Below are 16326 nucleotides of genomic sequence, written 5' to 3' on the forward strand. Positions count from 1 at the left end.
TTATTCTGCTTGCCTGTCATGACATTCATTATTTTCGCCGTGAATTAACAGCGTGGCGGAGAATGCATTTATTGTTGACAGAACAAGGATCGCGATGCGATCTAAGGTGGATGATTCGGCATGCGCCGATGCTATTACACGGGAGTCGCGCGCTGATGGCAATCTTCCCTCAAGGTCGCCTGAATGCGCCTTGCATCTCGCACCGTGCCCGTTGGCTTGGCGGTAGCGCCCATCGGCCTGAACGATGGTGCGACAGCCTGATACCGCAGGCCTCCTGGTGCGAGGGAACACTCACTGCTATGGACCGGATATCATGGGATGGCCCTCCTCTGTCTGGTGATATTGTCAGCCGACGCCAGTCATTGGCCGAATATTATTATGTGAACCAGTTGCGGGAATATACCCAGAGATATCTTGTGGTGCTACCATCATATTGGCGGTGAAAATGGCGGGGTCCCTTGCCATTTATTTGATGGCGCCATCATAACGAATTAACCCTGAGACAGAACGTGACACAGATCACGGGGCGACGTCAACAAGGTTAATTATCATTTCATGCCAAGGCTGATTGGAATAACTACTTTAATATTGAAATACTCATTCAAGATAATCGCCAAATATTATTCAAATGAATACAAATAATATTATAACCCTCTGCGTTTTCGCCTCTTTTGAGGTAGCCAGAGGCTGTTTCTTGCAAGCAAGGCTATGTTCGAGCCCCGAACCCCGTTTATGATGGAGACGTTGTCGTCTCGAAGGAGCCCCCATGGATTGCAAATGGCTGCTGCCCCTGCTGGCCCTGTTGCTGGCCGCCTGTTCCAGCACACCCGAGCCTGCCCCGCCACGCCAGCAGAGCAGCGCCTTTGAAGGCTTCTATCAGCAGTGGCGCGGCGTACCCTATCGCATGGGCGGCTCGGATCGGGCCGGCCTCGACTGCTCCGCCTTTACCCAGCTCGCCTACCAGCAGGTGATGGGCTTCAATTTGCCCAGAACCACTGAATCCCAGGCCAACCTGGGTCGGCCGGTCGATCGCTACCGACTGCAGCACGGCGATCTGGTCTTCTTCAAGACCGGCTGGCAGCAATACCACGTCGGTGTCTACACCGGCGGCGGGGAGTTCATCCACGCCTCCACCAGCAAGGGGGTGATCCGCTCGCGCCTCGACAACGTCTACTGGAACAGCCGCTACTGGCAGGCGCGCCGCCTCACCCAGTGACCACCATAAAACAACAGGGCCCGCGACGGGCCCTGTTGTTGTTGATTCAACGGATGGCTCAGTGCTTGCGATGCCAGCGCGGCGAGGTGGCCCGTTCGCCCCAGGGGGTCACGCAGGGCAACAGCGCCCCTTCGATCACCTTGTCACTGCCGGCCAGGGCCTCGGCAATCTTCTCATGCAGCACCCGCAGCAGGCGCCCCTCCTGTTCGGCCAGGGAGTGACCCGCGGCAAAAAACTCGCGCTGATGCTGCAACGCCAGCTTCTGGGCAAATTCATAGGTGTTGAAGCAATCCGGCATCCGCTCGACCACATCTTCCAGGCGGGCCAACAAGCTGTTCAGTTCCCTGGTCATAACACTCTCTCCTTGTCGGTTGATAGCCAAAAACTACCCCTTATTGGATAATTCACCAACCCCAAATCCACGAAAGTGTGGAGGCCAGCACAGTCGCCGGGTGAGTCATCCGCGCCCCATCCTAAGCCAACGGGCAAAACTTTACAGCCAGTTAACAAGACGCTAGATTTAGACCGACCAATCAGTCGGTCCCTAACCAGCGGGGTATGCCATGGAAGCGATGCAGTTGCAGGAGGCCACCGACAAGTTGTCGCTCCCGGCCAGACTAGCCAGACTCAGAGACGCCTGTCAGCAACATCCCATGCCGAGTCTGAGCGAGCGCAGAGCCCACCTCAGCCAGCTCAAGCGTGCCCTGATCGCCCACAAGCAGCCGCTGTGCGATGCCCTGGCCAAAGACTATGGCCAGCGCAGCGACTACGACAGCATGATTGCCGACATCCTCCCCTGCGTCATGCAGATCAACTACACCCAGAAACGGATCAAGCGCTGGATGCGCCCGCACCGCCGCCACACCGGCCTGCTGCTGGCACCGGCCCGGGTGGAGGTGTTCTATCAGCCGCTCGGGGTGGTCGGTATCATAGTGCCCTGGAACTTCCCGGTGATGCTGAGCCTCGGCCCCCTCATCAGCGCCATCGCCGCCGGCAACCGCGCCATGCTGAAGCTCTCCGAATTCACCCCCCACACCAACCGGGTGCTGCGCGAGCTGCTGGACGGCGTCTTCGACGAGCGCGAGGTGATGGTGATTGAAGGTGACGCCCAGGTGGCGGCCGCCTTCAGCGCCCTGCCCTTCGATCACCTGCTGTTTACCGGCTCCACCGCCGTGGGCCGGCTGGTAATGGCCGCGGCGGCCCCCCAGCTCACCCCGCTCACCCTGGAGCTCGGCGGCAAGAGTCCCTGCCTCATCGCCCCCGACATGCCGCTGGCGCTGGCGGTGGAGCGGATGATCTTCGGCAAGAGCCTCAACGCCGGCCAGATCTGTGTCGCCCCCGATTATGTGCTGCTGCCGCGCGGTCAGGAGCAGGCTTTTGTCGAGGCCTATCGCGATCACTTCGCCCGCCTCTATCCCCAGGGGCTGGCCAGCGCGGATTACGGCTCCATCATCAATGGCCGCCAGTATGAACGGCTCACCAGCTGGCTGGCCGAAGCCGAGCGGGCAGGCGCCCAGATACACCCCTGTGGCAGCCCGGCCCGGGACGATGGCGCCCACCGCCTGCTGCCCCATCTGCTGACCGAAGTGCCAAACCACTGCCAGCTGATGCAGCAGGAGATCTTCGGCCCGCTGCTGCCGATCGTGCCCTATGACTCGCTGGACGAGGCGCTCGCCTACATAGCCGCGCGGCCCCGTCCGCTCGCCTTCTACCTGATGAGCCTGGATCCCGCCCTGCAGCACAAGGTGATCCGGGAGACCCACTCCGGCGGTATGGCCATCAACGACAGCCTGTTCCAGGTGGCCGCCGACGACGTGCCCTTTGGCGGCATCGGTGCCTCCGGCATGGGCCACTACCACGGCCACGAGGGGTTTCTCACCTTCTCCAAGGCCAAGACCGTGCTGAGCCGGGGACGCTTCAGCACCGGCACCATGGTGCACCCTCCTTATCGGCGCTGGCACCAGCGGCTGATGATGGCCCTGTTTTTGCGCTGACGAGACCAGCATGAACACACCCGTGACCGACAAGCGCCGCCAGATCCTGGATGCCGCCCTTGCCCTGTGTGCCGAAGATGGCTTGCAGGGCGCTGCCACCGCCCGCATCGCCAAGGCGGCCGGGGTGGCCAACGGCACCCTGTTTCACCACTTTCCCAGCAAGGAGGTGCTGATCCAGAGCCTCTATCAGGACATCAAGCTGCGCCTCGGCGCCGCCATCACCGAGGCAGACGCCGCCCTGCCCCTCCAGGAGCAGGCGCGCCACTACTGGAGCCAGGCGATGGCCTGGATGCAGGCCCACCCCCACGAGCTCAAGTTCGTGCTGGGCTTTTTTCACTCCCCCCTGCTGGCTCGCCCGCTGCGCAGCCAGATCCTGAGCGACACCCTGCGTTTTTTACCCCGCCTGCTGGCCCAGGGCCAGGCCAGCGGCGAATTGATGCAAGCTCCACCGGCCCTGATGCTGGAGGTGTGCCAGGGCCAGTTCCTGGCCTGCGCCTCGCTGTTTGTCGACCAACCTGAACTGGGACGGGACGGCCACTGGCAAGCCAGCGCCTTCGCCCTGTTCTGGTCCGCCATCTCGGGAGTTCACGCCTATGCACAACCGACACCTTGATTCCCTGGCGGCGCAGGGTCGCCGCCTCTGGATCAGCTGCCTGCTCTGGATCATCGGCCGCACCCTGTGCCGCGCCGCCCGCATCGACGAGGCGGTACGCCAGGAGCTCGCCCCCCTGCCGGACGGGCTCACCATCCGGTTAGAGGTGAGCGGCATGGCCCACGGCCTGACCATTCACAAGGCGGCCGGCCGCTGGCAGAGCGGCCCCGCACCCGACACCGGCGGGCTGCATCCGCTGCGGGTGCGCTTCAAGCATCCCACCATCGCCTTTCGCGCCCTCAGCTTTCGGCTCGGGGTCAATCAGGCGTTCAGCGAGAACCGCCTGCTGGTGGAGGGGGATCTCACCGTCGCCATGCACCTGGTGCGGGCCCTGGAACAGCTGCAGGCGCTGATCCTGCCGGCCTTCATCGCCCGCCCCTTGCTGCGCCGCTATCCTGACCCGCGCCACAAGCTGAGCCGGGCCTGCCACATCTACCTGGGTCTGTTGACCGGCTGAACGAGAGGATGAGCACCATGAGTCGCTATTACGATTTTTTCTGCCCGGTCAAACTGATGGCGGGCGAGCAGGCGCTGGAGCAACTGGCCGGCGAACTGGCGGGATTGGGGGCGCGCAGGCCGCTGCTGCTCACCGATAAAGGGGTCAGCGGCACTGGCCTCGCCACCCTGCTGGCCGGGGTACTGGCCGAAGGGGAGCTGCCGGTGGCCGCCATCTGGGACGAGATCCCGGCCGACTCCTCCACCGCCGTGGTGGAGCGGATTGCGGCCCGTCACCGGGAGCTCGGCTGTGACAGCCTGGTGGCGCTGGGCGGCGGCTCCGTCATCGACACAGCCAAGGCGGTCAACATTCTCGCCTCCATGGGGGGGACGCGGCTGCTGGATTACGCCGGCGCCGGCTGCCTGACCCGGCCGCTGCAACCGCTGGCGGTGGTGCCCACCACGGCGGGCACCGGCTCGGAAGTGACCCTGGTAGCGGTGATCAAGGACGAGGCGAGCGGGCGCAAGGTGCCCTTTACCTCCCCCTTCCTGCTGCCCCAGCTGGCGGTGCTGGATCCGCGCCTCACTCAGGGGCTGCCGCTCAACATCACCGCCGCCACCGCCATGGATGCCATAACCCACGCCATCGAGGCCTTCATCGGCAACGCCAAGAACCCGGTCAGCGACGCCCTGGCCCTGATGGCGGTGGAGAAGATCGCCAGCGCCCTGCCCCAGGTGCTGAGCAACCCGCAGGACAAGCGACTGCGGCTGCAGCTGGCGGAAGGTTCCACCCTGGCGGGCATGGCCTTCTCCAACTCCATGGTGGGGCTGGTGCACGCCCTCGGCCACAGCCTGGGAGCCCGCTGCCACCTGCCCCACGGCCTGTGCATGAACCTCTTCCTGCCCACCGTGCTCGACTACAACCGGCCGGGCATCGACCCTGAGCTGGCCCGCCTGCTGCTGCCGCTGGTGGGGGCCGAGCGTTTTGCCGCCATCCCGGCCGCCGCGCGGGCCCAGGCCGCCATCGAGGCGCTGCAGGCGCTGCGCGATACCCTGTGGCAGGCGGTGAAGCTGCCGCGCACCCTGCGCGAGGCCGGCGTCACCGACAAGGCGCTACTGCCCGAGATCCGCGATCTCGCCATCAACGACGGCGCCCTGCTCTACAACCGCAAGGATGCCGACCGCACCCAGCTGCTCGGCCTGCTTGAGCTGGCCTGGGAGTAATCAGACAGAGGCCCCGCATCGCGGGGCCTCCTGTTACCAGCTGATGGTGGCGCCGGCGCCGTAGTTGTCGCGCGCTTCGGGCGTTTTTTCGCGCCAGATGGACTCCTTGTTGCGGCGCACGGCCTCTTCCCGCTCTTGCTTGCGCTCCCAGACGGGTTTTACCTCGTCCAGCGGCCGCTCGTGTTTCTGCCCCTGGTGATCAATCACCGAGCATTACTTGTCGCCGCACTGATAGGCGTAGGGTTCGACGGTACAACCCGCCGTGGCCAGACACAGGCCAAACAGAGAAAGACGAAGAGAGGAAGGCAAGATCATGGGACGCTCCTGTTTGCATCGGTCAACCAAGGGCGCCGAGTGTCAAACAGGAGGCAAATGGAATCAACCCTGCCAGCAGGGTTGATTGTTACAAGGGGTACACAGTGCAATGTATCAGCAAGTTGTTGATACATATCAAGTTAATCATCGCGCTGACGCAGCGCTCTTACACCTGCTCGTCGCTGAACACCCCGGTGGAGAGGTAGCGATCCCCCCGATCGCAGATGATGGCCACCACCACCCCCTGCTTGATCTCTGCCGCCACCCGCAAGGCGCCTGCCACGGCGCCCCCCGAGCTGACCCCGCAGCAGATCCCCTCCTCCCGCGCCAGCCGGCGCATCATGGCGAGCGCCTCCTGCTGGGTCACATCCAGCACCCGATCGACCCGGGCGGGCTCGAAAATGGCCGGCAGGTAGGCCGCAGGCCAGCGGCGGATCCCCGGGATCTGGCTCCCCTCGGCCGGTTGCAGACCGATCACCTGCACCGCCGGGTTCTGCTCCTTGAGGTAGCGGGAGACCCCCATGATGGTGCCCGTGGTGCCCATGGCCGAGACGAAGTGAGTGACCGCCCCCTCGCTCTGGCGCCAGATCTCGGGGCCGGTGGAGAGGTAATGGGCATCCGGGTTGGCCAGGTTGTTGAACTGATCGAGTACCAGCCCCTCGCCCCGCGCCTGCATCGCCAGGGCGAGGTCGCGCGCGGCCTCCATGCCGCCCTCCACCAGCACCAGCTCGGCGCCATAGGCCTGCATGGCATCGCGCCGCTCCTGGCTCATGGTATTTGGCATGATGAGCCGCATCCGGTAGCCCCGCGCCGCCGCCACCATGGCCAGCGCGATGCCGGTGTTGCCGGAGGTGGCCTCGATGAGACGGGCCCCTGGCGCTAAGTGACCGCTCGCCTCCGCGCACTTGATGAGGTTCAGCGCCGGCCTGTCCTTGACTGAGCCGGCCGGGTTGTTGCCCTCCAGCTTGACCAGCAGGGTGACACCGGGGTGGGGATTGATGCGACGCAGCGCCAGCAGGGGGGTATTGCCGATCAACTCTTCCAGCGTGGCAAAAGCCATAATGGGATCCATCCTTCGTGAACTGTTCTATACCTTGGCTAGCGGGTATGTACCCGGCCGGGCTCGCAGTGTAAGCGACCCCGAACAGTTGGCAAAGGGGCGCCAACATGGTCAGATAACCCCATCCCCCGTACCGAGGAGCAAGCATGAGCGAGATCATTCATCAGGCCAACCAGCAGCAATTCATCTGTGTGGTGGATGGCAAGGAGTCCAGGCTGCGTTACCGGCGGCTCGACGCCAAGACCATCGACGCCTACAGCACCTTCGTCCCGCCCGAGCTCAGGGTACAGGGGATCGCCGATCAGCTGGCGCGCACCTTCTACAGCTGGACCCAGGCAGAAGGACTCACCATAGTGCCGAGCTGCAGCTACATCGACGTCTGGTTGCGCCGCAATGCCGGCTGACACCCAGACGCGTCACAGCACGCCAACCTCGCACGCTCGCCAGAGCGCCCTGGAAGCCGACCTGCAGGCACAGACCGAAGCCCTGCTGCGGGCCGATGACCAGCGCATGGATTGCCTGCGGGCAGCCCGTGAACTGGCACTGCCCGACTGGGCGCTGGGGGCCGGTTTTATCCGCAACCTCATCTGGGATCACCTGCACCATAAATCGGTGCCGACCGCCCTCAACGACATCGACCTTATCTATCTGGACAGCGCTGATCCCACTGGATTGCAGGAGGCCGATCACGAAGCCTGGCTCGCCACCAGAATGCCGGGCCAGCAGTGGGAGGTGCGCAACCAGGCCCGCATGCATGTGCGCCAGCTGGTGCCCCCCTTCACCAGCTCGCTCTCGGCCCTCAGCCACTGGGTGGAGGTGCCCACCTGCATCGGAGTCCGGCTGCAGGCAGACGATTCATTCGAATGGCTGGCCCCTTACGGCTTTGCCCCCAACTGGTCCCTGCAGGTGGATCCCAACCCGCGCTGCCGCCAGGAGCGCCGGGTCTTTACCGAGCGGGTCAAGGCCAAGGGGTGGCAACAACTCTGGCCTGACCTGGTGGTGAACTGGCCATAACCTGATTGCAATGTTTCGATAACCTTGGGCACACTAAGGAAAAGATGTTTGTAACTCAATGGGTTAAATAATGCGCGACTTCTTCTCACTCGAACGCTGGCTACCGGGCCTCGCCGCCCTGCTGCAATACCAGCGGGCCTGGCTGATGCCGGATATGCGCGCTGGATTGTCGGTGGCCGCGGTGGCCCTGCCCGTGGCCATCGCCTATGCGGAGCTGGCCGGGGTGGGGCCGCTGGTCGGCCTCTACTCCTGCATCCTGCCCATGCTGGTGTATGCCCTGTTCGGTACCTCCCGCCAGCTCATCGTCGGCCCGGACGCCGCCACCTGCGCGGTGATCGCCGCCGTGGTAACCCCGCTCGCCGCCGGGGATGCCACCCGCCACTGGCAGCTGGTGATGACCATGACCGCCATGACCGGCTTCTGGTGCCTCATCGCCAGCCGCTTCAAGCTGGGGGTGCTGGCGGACTTTCTCTCCCGCCCGATCCTGATGGGGCTGCTCAACGGGGTGGCCATCACCATCATGGTGGGCCAGCTCTCCAAGATTTTCGGCTTCACCTTCAGCGAGCGCTACCTCATCGAGCGGATCGCCGGCGGTGCCAGCTACATCACCCAGACCCATCTGCCCACCCTGGCCATGAGCCTGACCGCCCTGCTCACCCTGCTGCTGGCCAAGCGCTTCAAGCCTGCCTGGCCCTCCTCCATGGTGGCCATGGTGGTGACGGCGGGACTGGTGTGGGCGCTCGATCTCGGCCAGTTCGGCATCGCCACCCTGGGCGCCATCGGCTCGGGCCTGCCCGCCTTCCAGATGCCGGAGTTTCCCCCCGGTCTGATGCGGGAACTGGTGCTGCCGGCGCTCAACCTGGCCATGGTGAGCTTCGTCTCCATGATGCTGACCGCCCGCAGCTTCGCCGCCAAGAACGGCTACGAAATAGATGCGGACAAGGAGTTTCGGGCCCTCGGCATGGCCAACCTGGCAGCAGCGGCCTCTCAGGGCTTTGCCATCAGCGGCGCGGATTCGCGCACCGCGGTCAACGACGCCAACGGCGGCAAGAGCCAGCTGGTCTCCATCATCGCCGCCGCCGTCATCGCCCTGGTCACCTTCTATCTGACGGCGCCGCTGCAATACATCCCCACCGCCGCCCTCGGCGTGGTGCTGGTGATGGCGTCTTTGTCCCTCACCGACTTTCGCGGCCTGTGGGCCCTGCGCCACTCCGATCGCTCCGCCTTCTGGCTGGCACTCATCACCTTCATCAGCGTGCTGGCGATGGGGGTCATTCCGGGCATCACCCTCGCGGTGCTGCTGGGGCTGTTTCAGTTCCTGCGCAACGTGATGCGCCCCACCGACCAGCTGCTCGGCATGGATGACGAGGGCGTGGTGCGCACCCTGGGGGACAACGAACAGGCCAAGGCCATTCCCGGCATCCTGGTCTATCGCTTCAACTCGCCGCTCACCTACTTCAACGCCCCCTACTTCAAGCGGCGGGTGCTGGCGCTGCTGGTGCAGGATCCCCACAGCCCCAAATGCCTGGTGGTGGATGCGGTGGCCTGCTTCACCCATCAGGACATCAGCGTGATGAGCATGCTGGGGGAACTGCACAAGGATCTGAAACGGCGCGGCATCCACATGGTGATGGCCGGCCGCCACGGCCAGATGAGCCTGTGGCTCAAGCAGGCCGGGATCCGGGTCGGCGACGAGGGGATCATCCTCTGCCCCGACATGTATCAGGCGCTGCGCATGACCCGCTGCTACCGCGAGCCGGTGTTCAAGGATGACGAGGTGGTGGAGAGCACTACCGAGGCCATCCTCTCGCGCTGGCCCCAGGATGACGCCCTGCCCGATTCGGCGCGCCTCACCCTGCCCAGCGAACAGGAGGCTGGCGCTACCCCGGCCTGATCCCGAGCGGGCCCTGCCCATGTCGGCAGGGCTCGCGCTCTCTTCCCCTGCTTAGTGACCGCCACGATTGCGCCTCGCCCCCGCTTGGTGTTAAATGCCCGTCCAGATGGCGCTGACGAGGGCCATCCCCAGTATTTGGACACCCCATGCAAACTCAATCCCACGCAGGTCCGGGCACCCTCTTCTCCCTGACCTGGCCACTGTTTATCGATCTCGCCCTGCACTTTCTGACCGGGGCCCTCAACACCTTCATGGTGGGTCACGTCTCCTATCAGGGGGTGGCGGCGCTCGCGGTCGGCAACCAGGTGTTCGATCTCGCCATCACCTTGTTCAGCTTCGTCAGCATCGGCACCAGCGTGGTGATCACACAGTATCTGGGGGCCGGCGACAAGGAGAAGGCGCGCGTCGTCATCCACACCGCCATCGGTTTCAACCTGCTGGTGGGACTGGTGGCCGCCGTTGGCGTCATCGCCGGGGCCAGTACCATGCTGGCGCTGATGAACCTGCCCGCCAACCTGATGAGCGATGCCACCCTCTACCTGCAGATCATCGGCCTGTGCCTGCTGCCGGAAGCGGCGGCGCTCTGCCTGGCCGCCACCCTGCGCGCCCACGGCCACACCCGGCAGGCGATGTACGTGACCCTCATCGTCAACCTCATCACCTTCGTCGGCAACTTGCTGCTGCTCTACGGCTGGTTCGGCCTGCCCCAGCTCGGGGTAGCCGGGGTCGCCATCAGCACGGTGGCGGGCCGCATCGTCGGGGTGGTGCTGCTGGTGTGGCTGGTGGCGCGCAAGACCGGCATCCGGCTGCGCCTGCCGGAGATCGTCAAACCCAGCCGGCTGATGCTGGGCAAGGTGCTGCACATCGGCCTGCCGGCCGCCGGCGAGAACCTCTCCTGGATGCTGCAGTTCATGGTGGTGACCGCCTTCGTCGGCCTGCTCGGCGACAAGGCGCTGGCAACCCAGTCCTACTTCTTCCAGATCTGCCTGTTCATCCTGCTGTTCGGCCTCTCCATCGGCCTTGGCAACGAGATCATCATCGGCCACCTGGCGGGGGCCCGCCGCTTCGAGCAGGCCTACCGCCAGTTGCTCAAAAGCCTGAAGCTGGGGCTCGTCGTCACCGCCTTCATCGCCTTGCTGGCGGCCCTCAACGGCCGCACCATCATCAGCCTGTTCACCGATGACGCCGACATCATCACCCAGGTGGCGCAGCTGTTCTTGATAAGCCTCATCCTGGAACCCGGCCGTACCTTCAATCTGGTGGTGATCAACGCCCTGCGCGCCACCGGGGACGCCCGTTTCCCGCTCTACATGGCGCTCGTCTCCATGTGGGGGATTGCCGTTCCACTGGCCTATTTCCTTGGTATCATGCAGGGTTATGGACTGGTCGGTATCTGGTTGGCGCTCGCCTGCGACGAGTGGGTGCGCGGTCTGGCCATGTTCTGGCGCTGGCGCAGTCGTCGCTGGCAAAACAAAATTCTTGTTGAAACATAAGCGGAATCACAATGAAGAAGATAGGACTCTTGTTGGCGGCCATCCTGCTCAGCCCGCTCGCCATGGCGCAAACCGCCCCCGCCGCCCCCAAGGCACAGGCGGCCCAGACCTGGTACGTGGCCCCCATCGCCATCGATGAAACCAGCGAAGCGCAAAAAGCGCTGACCAAGGACTTCATGGCCCAGATGATCAAGACCATCAAGATCAACGAGTACCAGACCGGCAAGGCGGTGGGCAAGAGCAAATCGCCCAAGTGGCTGATCCGCACCAAGCTGATGCCCGCAAGCCAAGAGCCGCTGGTCGGCAAGAAGCACCCGCAGGGCCTCACCTACGGCAAGGGCATCCCCACCCAGGAGATCGTCGGCGAGCTCATCATGAACGGCACCCTGGTGGCCCATGTGGGTCAGGGCTGGCGTGAGCCCATCGTCCCGGGTACTACGGTGGCCGAGAAGCTCACCATCGCCAACTACCAGTACGCCATCGGCAACGAAGCCAAGGCCGCGGATCTGGAAGAGCTGGCGGCGCAGATCGGCTTCGAGGTGGGCAAGGTGATCGCCCGCGACGGCAAGCCGCTGCCCGAGAAGAAAAAGAAAAAAGAGTAAACGCCGCACCTGTTACCAAGAAGGGGCCCTGCGCCCCTTTTTGCTGCCCGCTCGGCGGCCACAAGCTGTCATCCGGCCGTCACAATTGTGATCCATCCGGCACTTTTCAGACTCTCTGCTTACCGATAAAAGCCTTATCAGCTTGTGATTCAAACAGTTAAAAATCGCCCGTCGAATACAGCAACTCATTGGTCCCGAATTGGAGCCGGATCACATTTATCTCGCGGGGGACGCGGTAGTTTGGTCTTGCAGGCACAATCAAACGAAACCAAGGAGGCCGCATTACATGTTCCCAGAGTACAGAGAGCTCATCTCGCAACTGAAGAGCAGTGATGTCCATTTCCAAAAGAAGTTTGACTTGCACAACGACCTGGATGTGGAGATTAGAAAGTTGGAAAAGCATCACGCCAGCGACTACAGCTCCGAGGTGAAGGATCTGAAAAAACAGAAACTTAAACTGAAAGAGGAGATCTACGACATCCTCAAACAACATCCACAATAGACGCCTCGACGAATACCTGGATAAGCAACTTATCCTGCCAGCCCGGCCCGACGCCGGGCTTTTTGTTGGCCGCTCATCAGGAGGCGACTACTGCTTGCGCCCCCTGGCGTCGAAACTCGCTGGGGGTCTGGCCGGTGTGACGGCGAAAGGCACTGTTGAAAGTGGACTTGCTGTTGAAACCGGCCCGGTAGCAGACATTGGCCACCGTCTCGTCACTCGTCTGCAGCAGCCGCTTGGCCTCCTCCACCCGATGGCGGTTGAGCCAGTCGTAGAAGTTGCCCCCTGAACAGGCGTTGATGGCACTGGACGCCTGATGAAGGCTCAGACCGCACTCCTCGGCCAGCTTGCCAAGGGAGAGCGCGGGATCCCGGTAGGCACCACGCCCGAGCTGGCGTTCCAGCTCCTCGAACAGGGGGCGCAGACCGTCATCTCGCACCGGCTCAGAAGCGGCGTCAGTAGCTCGCTCGCGCACGCCCCCCTCCGGCGCGCCGCCCTGCTGGGGCAAGCGGGCATGGGCCAGCACCTGCAGCAGCAGATAGGCGGTGACGGGAGCCTGCAGATAGACGGTAGAGAGCGGCCAGCCGAGCCAGCTCAAGGCGATGCGGCCGAGCAACAGCAGGGCCACCAGCAGTTGCAGCCCCTGCAACTGAGCCACCCAGGCCCGCAGCGCCGGTTTGCGGCTGACCACCCCAAGGCGCTGCTGCTGCCACCAGTAAGCCAGCCCCAGCAGGGCGATGCAGGCCAGATAGCGGTTGCCATAGAGGATCACCCCGGGCCACAGCGCATCCCCCTGCTTGCCAAGCAGGATCCAGCTCACCTTGTCGGCCCCCGGCAACAACCAGTAGGGCAGCGCCAGAGCGGCAACCAGCAGCATGGGCAAGCCGTGCACCAGCCGGTCACGCCAGCCACCGAGTACCGCCTCCCCCTGCAGAGCCCTGATATAGCCGTACAGACAAAACGGCAGCATCACCACCAGGGGATCCGCCAGCTTGAGCAGGTGGGGCCAATGGTGGAACCACTGTTGCTGGTGATAGAGATATTCCAGCGCCTGCAAGCCGCTCAGGCTGAGCAGGGCCAGCAGATAACCGGCAGCGGCATCCCGCCGCATGCGGCGCAGCCAGCCGAGCGTGGCCAGCAGCAACATGCCGGTCAAGCTCAGGCTGAGCACGGCGGCCACTTCTTCCCACTGCATATGCGTCCTCCTGCAGGTGCGGCTCCATCGAGCCGTACCTGCTTATCCTTGTTTTTATTGTGTTTTCCAACTCTCGACCGGTTCCATCCAGCGGGGCGACAGCAAACCGGGGCTGTTCTTAAATACCGTCACCTGCGGCTGAAAAGCAACAGAACCATAACAAGTCAGGACCACAGAAGGAACCAAGATGAGAACGCCCTTCCCCCTTACCCTGCTCGGCTGCCTCGTACTGGCCGGCTGCCAGGAGAACAGCAGCGAGCCGGATCCCGCTCGCCACTACGACGTCACCCTCACCTATACGGAGCAGGGTGTTCCCCACATCAAGGCGAACGACTACGCCAGCCTGGGCTTTGGCGCCGGCTATGCCCATGCCGAAGAGAACCTCTGTACCCTGAGCGAGCAGATCATGAAGTTGCGGGGAGAAAAATCCCGCTGGCTGGGAGCGGGGGAGCAGCAGCGCAACCTCCTCTCCGACGTGGGCTATCGCTCGCTCGACCTGCCAGCCCAGGCTGCCGCCCTGTATGGCAGGCTGGCGCCGGATGCTCGTCATCTCATCGAAGGCTACGTGGCAGGATTCAACCACTCACTCAGCGGTCGAGCCGGCCCGGCAGACTATCCCTCTCCCTGTCGCGGGGCCGAGTGGGTCGAACCCATCACCCCGACCCAGCTGCTGGCCTATCACCTGGATCTCGCCCAGCTGGCCAGCGGCCGCAGCTTTATCGGCGCCATGGCCAATGCCCAGCCACCTGGCAGCGGCGCACAGGCGCGCACCGCCCTGCCTGTGCCCGAGCAGGATCCCGCCGCATTGCTGACCTCGGAGGGGATCGGCAGCAACGGCTGGGCGCTGGGAGCGGATCGCAGCAGCAACGCCAACAGTCTGCTGCTCGGCAACCCCCACTTCCCCTGGGATGGCGAACTCAGATTCTATGAACAGCACCTGCAGATCCCGGGGGAGCTCAACGTGACCGGTGCCACCATGATGGGCTTTCCCGCCATCCTGATCGGCTTCAACGAGCAGCTGGGCTGGACCCACACCGTCTCCCAGTCCAAACGCTTCACCCTCTATCAGCTCACCCTGGACCCCGCCAATCCGCTGCGTTACCGCTACGGCGACCAGTGGCGGGAGATGAGCCAGAAAGCGATCACCGTACAGGTACGCCAGGCCGATGGCAGCCTGCAACCTTATGTACAGACCGTCTATGCCAGCCACTTCGGCCCCATGGTCAACCTCGCCTCCCTCTCGCCCAGCCTGGGCTGGACCAGCAGCAGCGCCATCAGCTTCCGCGATGCCAACGCCGGCAACTACAAGATGCTGGAACAGTGGCTGGCCATGGCCAGGGCCCAGAGCACCCCGGCCTTCTTCGATGCGCTGGCCGAGCATCAGGGGGTGCCCTGGGTCAATACACTGCTGATCGACAAGACGGGCCAGGCCAGTTATGTGGATGCCACCCAGGTGCCCCGCCTCGGCACCAAGGCAGAAGCCTGGTGGCGAGCAACTTCCCAGACGCCACAACTGGCCCCCATCTGGCTGGATGGCGAGGGCAGCGTGCTGTTGCCGGGCAACGACCCCGATTTCGAGTGGGTCGACAGCGGCCAGACCCGCGTTGCCGGCCTTGTCCCCCTGAGCCAGGCCCCCCGCCAGACTCGCAGCGACTACGTCTACAACGCCAACAGCAGCCACTGGCTGACCAACCTGGCGGCCCCGCTGGAGGGTTACTCCATCCTCTACGGGCCGGAGCAGACGGTGCGCAGCCCTCGTACCCGCTACAACGCCCAGCTCATCAGCACCCCCGACACCATGGGACTGACCGGGGCCGATCGGCGTTTCACCCTGCAGTCGCTGCAACGGGTACTGACCCACAACGGCTCCCTGTTTGCCCGTGAGCTCAGAGATCCCCTGCTGGCTCGCTGCCAGGCACATCCGCTGATCCAGCTGACCAGCGGCCCGCTGGACTTGACGCCGAGCTGCAATGCACTCGCCAACTGGGATGGCGAATATCAGCTGGAGAGCCGCGGCGCCCACCTGATGCGCGAATGGTTGACGGCGTTTCGCACCAGCGGCCACAGAGACATCAAGGATGCCCTGTTCGCCACTCCCTTCGATCCGGCCCATGGCGCCACCACGCCGAGCGGGCTGGCCCCCTGGAACGGCGCGCCGGATGAAGACCCAGCCCTGCTGGCGCTGGCCCAGGCCCAGCAGCGGTTGCAGGCGGCCGGTATCGCGCCGGATGCCGAGCTCGGTGCACTGCAGTTCGTGCAAAAAGCGGCCGGGCTGAGCCCCATAGCGCTGCCGGGAGGCAACTCGTTCGAGGGCATGTTCAACATGGTGCAGACCAATCTGCCTTCGCGCAGCAGCTCGGATCTCGCCAACATAGTGACCGGCAAGGCCGTGGCAGGCACCACGCTGCGCAGCCTGGATGACGACGGTGACGGCCAGCCCGAGCTGCGTTATCGCGCCAACTACGGTTCCAGCTTCGTGCTGGCCCTGCAGTTTGATGACGCCGGCCCCAAGGCGGAGCGCTTCCTGAGCTACGGCCAGTCCCATGACCCCGAGAGCCCACACTTCACCGATCAGACCGAGCAGTTCGCCCGTCAGCAGTGGCAGCCCATGCGCTTCACCGAGCAGGAGATAGCGGCCCATCAGGAGCGCACCCTGCACCTCAAGGTACTGCGTACCACCAACCCCTGAGCGAGCCCTGTCAATCCAGTCATAAAAAAGCGGGCCAGTGGCCC

15 protein-coding genes and 1 pseudogene are annotated in these 16326 nt (G+C 64.0%); 12 read left to right on the top strand and 4 right to left on the bottom strand.

What is annotated here, in order from left to right:
- Window positions 1-766 precede the first annotated feature (766 nt).
- The gene (locus PG899_RS01020) at window positions 767-1216 is read left to right on the top strand and encodes a C40 family peptidase (RefSeq protein WP_011705408.1); all 450 of its coding nucleotides are present in this window, start codon (window positions 767-769) and stop codon (window positions 1214-1216) included.
- A 58-nt stretch (window positions 1217-1274) separates the two neighbouring features.
- On the opposite strand, the gene PG899_RS01025 is transcribed toward PG899_RS01020, so the two are convergent.
- Window positions 1275-1568, bottom strand: a complete 294-nt coding sequence (locus PG899_RS01025; RefSeq protein WP_005299095.1) for a hypothetical protein — start codon at window positions 1566-1568, stop codon at window positions 1275-1277.
- A gap of 211 nt (window positions 1569-1779) precedes the next feature.
- Between PG899_RS01025 and PG899_RS01030 the strand changes: the two genes are divergently transcribed.
- The 4 genes from PG899_RS01030 to PG899_RS01045 are packed head-to-tail and all read left to right on the top strand — an operon-like array spanning window position 1780 to window position 5521.
- Entirely contained in the window at window positions 1780-3210 is a 1431-nt protein-coding gene (locus PG899_RS01030) for a coniferyl aldehyde dehydrogenase (protein ID WP_024943819.1), read from the top strand.
- Window positions 3211-3220: 10 nt separating this feature from the next.
- Entirely contained in the window at window positions 3221-3823 is a 603-nt protein-coding gene (locus PG899_RS01035) for a TetR/AcrR family transcriptional regulator (protein WP_077095594.1), read from the top strand.
- Window positions 3804-4319, top strand: a complete 516-nt coding sequence (locus tag PG899_RS01040) for an SCP2 sterol-binding domain-containing protein (protein WP_044799644.1) — start codon at window positions 3804-3806, stop codon at window positions 4317-4319. The genes PG899_RS01035 and PG899_RS01040 overlap by 20 nt, the downstream gene beginning before the upstream one ends.
- 17 nt (window positions 4320-4336) lie before the next feature.
- Entirely contained in the window at window positions 4337-5521 is a 1185-nt protein-coding gene (locus tag PG899_RS01045) for an iron-containing alcohol dehydrogenase (RefSeq protein WP_077095595.1), read from the top strand.
- Window positions 5522-5554: 33 nt separating this feature from the next.
- On the opposite strand, the pseudogene PG899_RS24245 reads toward PG899_RS01045, so the two are convergent.
- Both PG899_RS24245 and cysM read right to left on the bottom strand, forming a co-directional pair.
- A pseudogene (locus tag PG899_RS24245) lies at window positions 5555-5836 on the bottom strand (hypothetical protein).
- Window positions 5837-6002: 166 nt separating this feature from the next.
- Complete coding sequence (gene cysM / locus PG899_RS01055) at window positions 6003-6908, bottom strand: cysteine synthase CysM (RefSeq protein WP_077095596.1); 906 nt, start codon at window positions 6906-6908, stop codon at window positions 6003-6005.
- A gap of 134 nt (window positions 6909-7042) precedes the next feature.
- Between cysM and PG899_RS01060 the strand changes: the two genes are divergently transcribed.
- The 6 genes from PG899_RS01060 to PG899_RS01085 all read left to right on the top strand — a co-directional run bounded on the left by PG899_RS01060 (window position 7043) and on the right by PG899_RS01085 (window position 12401).
- Window positions 7043-7300 carry a GNAT family N-acetyltransferase gene (locus PG899_RS01060; protein ID WP_011705401.1) on the top strand — a complete coding sequence of 86 codons (258 nt, stop codon included), beginning with the start codon at window positions 7043-7045 and terminating at the stop codon, window positions 7298-7300.
- Complete coding sequence (locus tag PG899_RS01065; RefSeq protein ID WP_077095597.1) at window positions 7290-7910, top strand: nucleotidyltransferase family protein; 621 nt, start codon at window positions 7290-7292, stop codon at window positions 7908-7910. The genes PG899_RS01060 and PG899_RS01065 overlap by 11 nt, the downstream gene beginning before the upstream one ends.
- A 70-nt stretch (window positions 7911-7980) precedes the next feature.
- Complete coding sequence (locus PG899_RS01070) at window positions 7981-9804, top strand: SulP family inorganic anion transporter (protein WP_017410037.1); 1824 nt, start codon at window positions 7981-7983, stop codon at window positions 9802-9804.
- Between the two features lie 146 nt (window positions 9805-9950).
- Entirely contained in the window at window positions 9951-11297 is a 1347-nt protein-coding gene (locus PG899_RS01075) for an MATE family efflux transporter (RefSeq protein ID WP_039213156.1), read from the top strand.
- 11 nt (window positions 11298-11308) lie between these two features.
- Complete coding sequence (locus PG899_RS01080) at window positions 11309-11899, top strand: hypothetical protein (protein WP_077095598.1); 591 nt, start codon at window positions 11309-11311, stop codon at window positions 11897-11899.
- A 286-nt stretch (window positions 11900-12185) separates the two neighbouring features.
- Window positions 12186-12401: a YdcH family protein gene (locus tag PG899_RS01085; RefSeq protein WP_011705396.1), complete on the top strand. Its 216-nt coding sequence runs from the start codon at window positions 12186-12188 to the stop codon at window positions 12399-12401.
- 76 nt (window positions 12402-12477) lie between these two features.
- Here PG899_RS01085 and PG899_RS01090 read toward each other — a convergent pair whose 3' ends face one another.
- Window positions 12478-13593, bottom strand: a complete 1116-nt coding sequence (locus tag PG899_RS01090) for a helix-turn-helix domain-containing protein (RefSeq protein ID WP_077095599.1) — start codon at window positions 13591-13593, stop codon at window positions 12478-12480.
- Window positions 13594-13780: 187 nt separating this feature from the next.
- On the opposite strand from PG899_RS01090, the gene PG899_RS01095 reads away from it, so the two are divergent.
- Window positions 13781-16282: a penicillin acylase family protein gene (locus PG899_RS01095; protein ID WP_077095600.1), complete on the top strand. Its 2502-nt coding sequence runs from the start codon at window positions 13781-13783 to the stop codon at window positions 16280-16282.
- The last annotated feature ends 44 nt before the right edge of the window (window positions 16283-16326 follow it).

The organism is Aeromonas sp. QDB39, assembly GCF_027707585.1.
In the GTDB taxonomy this organism is placed as follows: domain Bacteria; phylum Pseudomonadota; class Gammaproteobacteria; order Enterobacterales; family Aeromonadaceae; genus Aeromonas; species Aeromonas hydrophila.

Excerpts from the sequence above, each read along its gene's own strand:
- PG899_RS01035 (WP_077095594.1), top strand. The coding sequence starts at position 3,221 with ATGAACACACCCGTGACCGACAAGCGCCGCCAGATCCTGGATGCCGCC.
- PG899_RS01030 (WP_024943819.1), top strand. The coding sequence starts at position 1,780 with ATGGAAGCGATGCAGTTGCAGGAGGCCACCGACAAGTTGTCGCTCCCG.
- PG899_RS01095 (WP_077095600.1), top strand. The coding sequence starts at position 13,781 with ATGAGAACGCCCTTCCCCCTTACCCTGCTCGGCTGCCTCGTACTGGCC.
- PG899_RS01090 (WP_077095599.1), bottom strand. The coding sequence starts at position 13,593 with ATGCAGTGGGAAGAAGTGGCCGCCGTGCTCAGCCTGAGCTTGACCGGC.
- PG899_RS01025 (WP_005299095.1), bottom strand. The coding sequence starts at position 1,568 with ATGACCAGGGAACTGAACAGCTTGTTGGCCCGCCTGGAAGATGTGGTC.
- PG899_RS01070 (WP_017410037.1), top strand. The coding sequence starts at position 7,981 with ATGCGCGACTTCTTCTCACTCGAACGCTGGCTACCGGGCCTCGCCGCC.
- PG899_RS01065 (WP_077095597.1), top strand. The coding sequence starts at position 7,290 with ATGCCGGCTGACACCCAGACGCGTCACAGCACGCCAACCTCGCACGCT.
- PG899_RS01020 (WP_011705408.1), top strand. The coding sequence starts at position 767 with ATGGATTGCAAATGGCTGCTGCCCCTGCTGGCCCTGTTGCTGGCCGCC.
- PG899_RS01045 (WP_077095595.1), top strand. The coding sequence starts at position 4,337 with ATGAGTCGCTATTACGATTTTTTCTGCCCGGTCAAACTGATGGCGGGC.
- PG899_RS01040 (WP_044799644.1), top strand. The coding sequence starts at position 3,804 with ATGCACAACCGACACCTTGATTCCCTGGCGGCGCAGGGTCGCCGCCTC.
- PG899_RS01060 (WP_011705401.1), top strand. The coding sequence starts at position 7,043 with ATGAGCGAGATCATTCATCAGGCCAACCAGCAGCAATTCATCTGTGTG.
- cysM (WP_077095596.1), bottom strand. The coding sequence starts at position 6,908 with ATGGATCCCATTATGGCTTTTGCCACGCTGGAAGAGTTGATCGGCAAT.
- PG899_RS01085 (WP_011705396.1), top strand. The coding sequence starts at position 12,186 with ATGTTCCCAGAGTACAGAGAGCTCATCTCGCAACTGAAGAGCAGTGAT.
- PG899_RS01075 (WP_039213156.1), top strand. The coding sequence starts at position 9,951 with ATGCAAACTCAATCCCACGCAGGTCCGGGCACCCTCTTCTCCCTGACC.
- PG899_RS01080 (WP_077095598.1), top strand. The coding sequence starts at position 11,309 with ATGAAGAAGATAGGACTCTTGTTGGCGGCCATCCTGCTCAGCCCGCTC.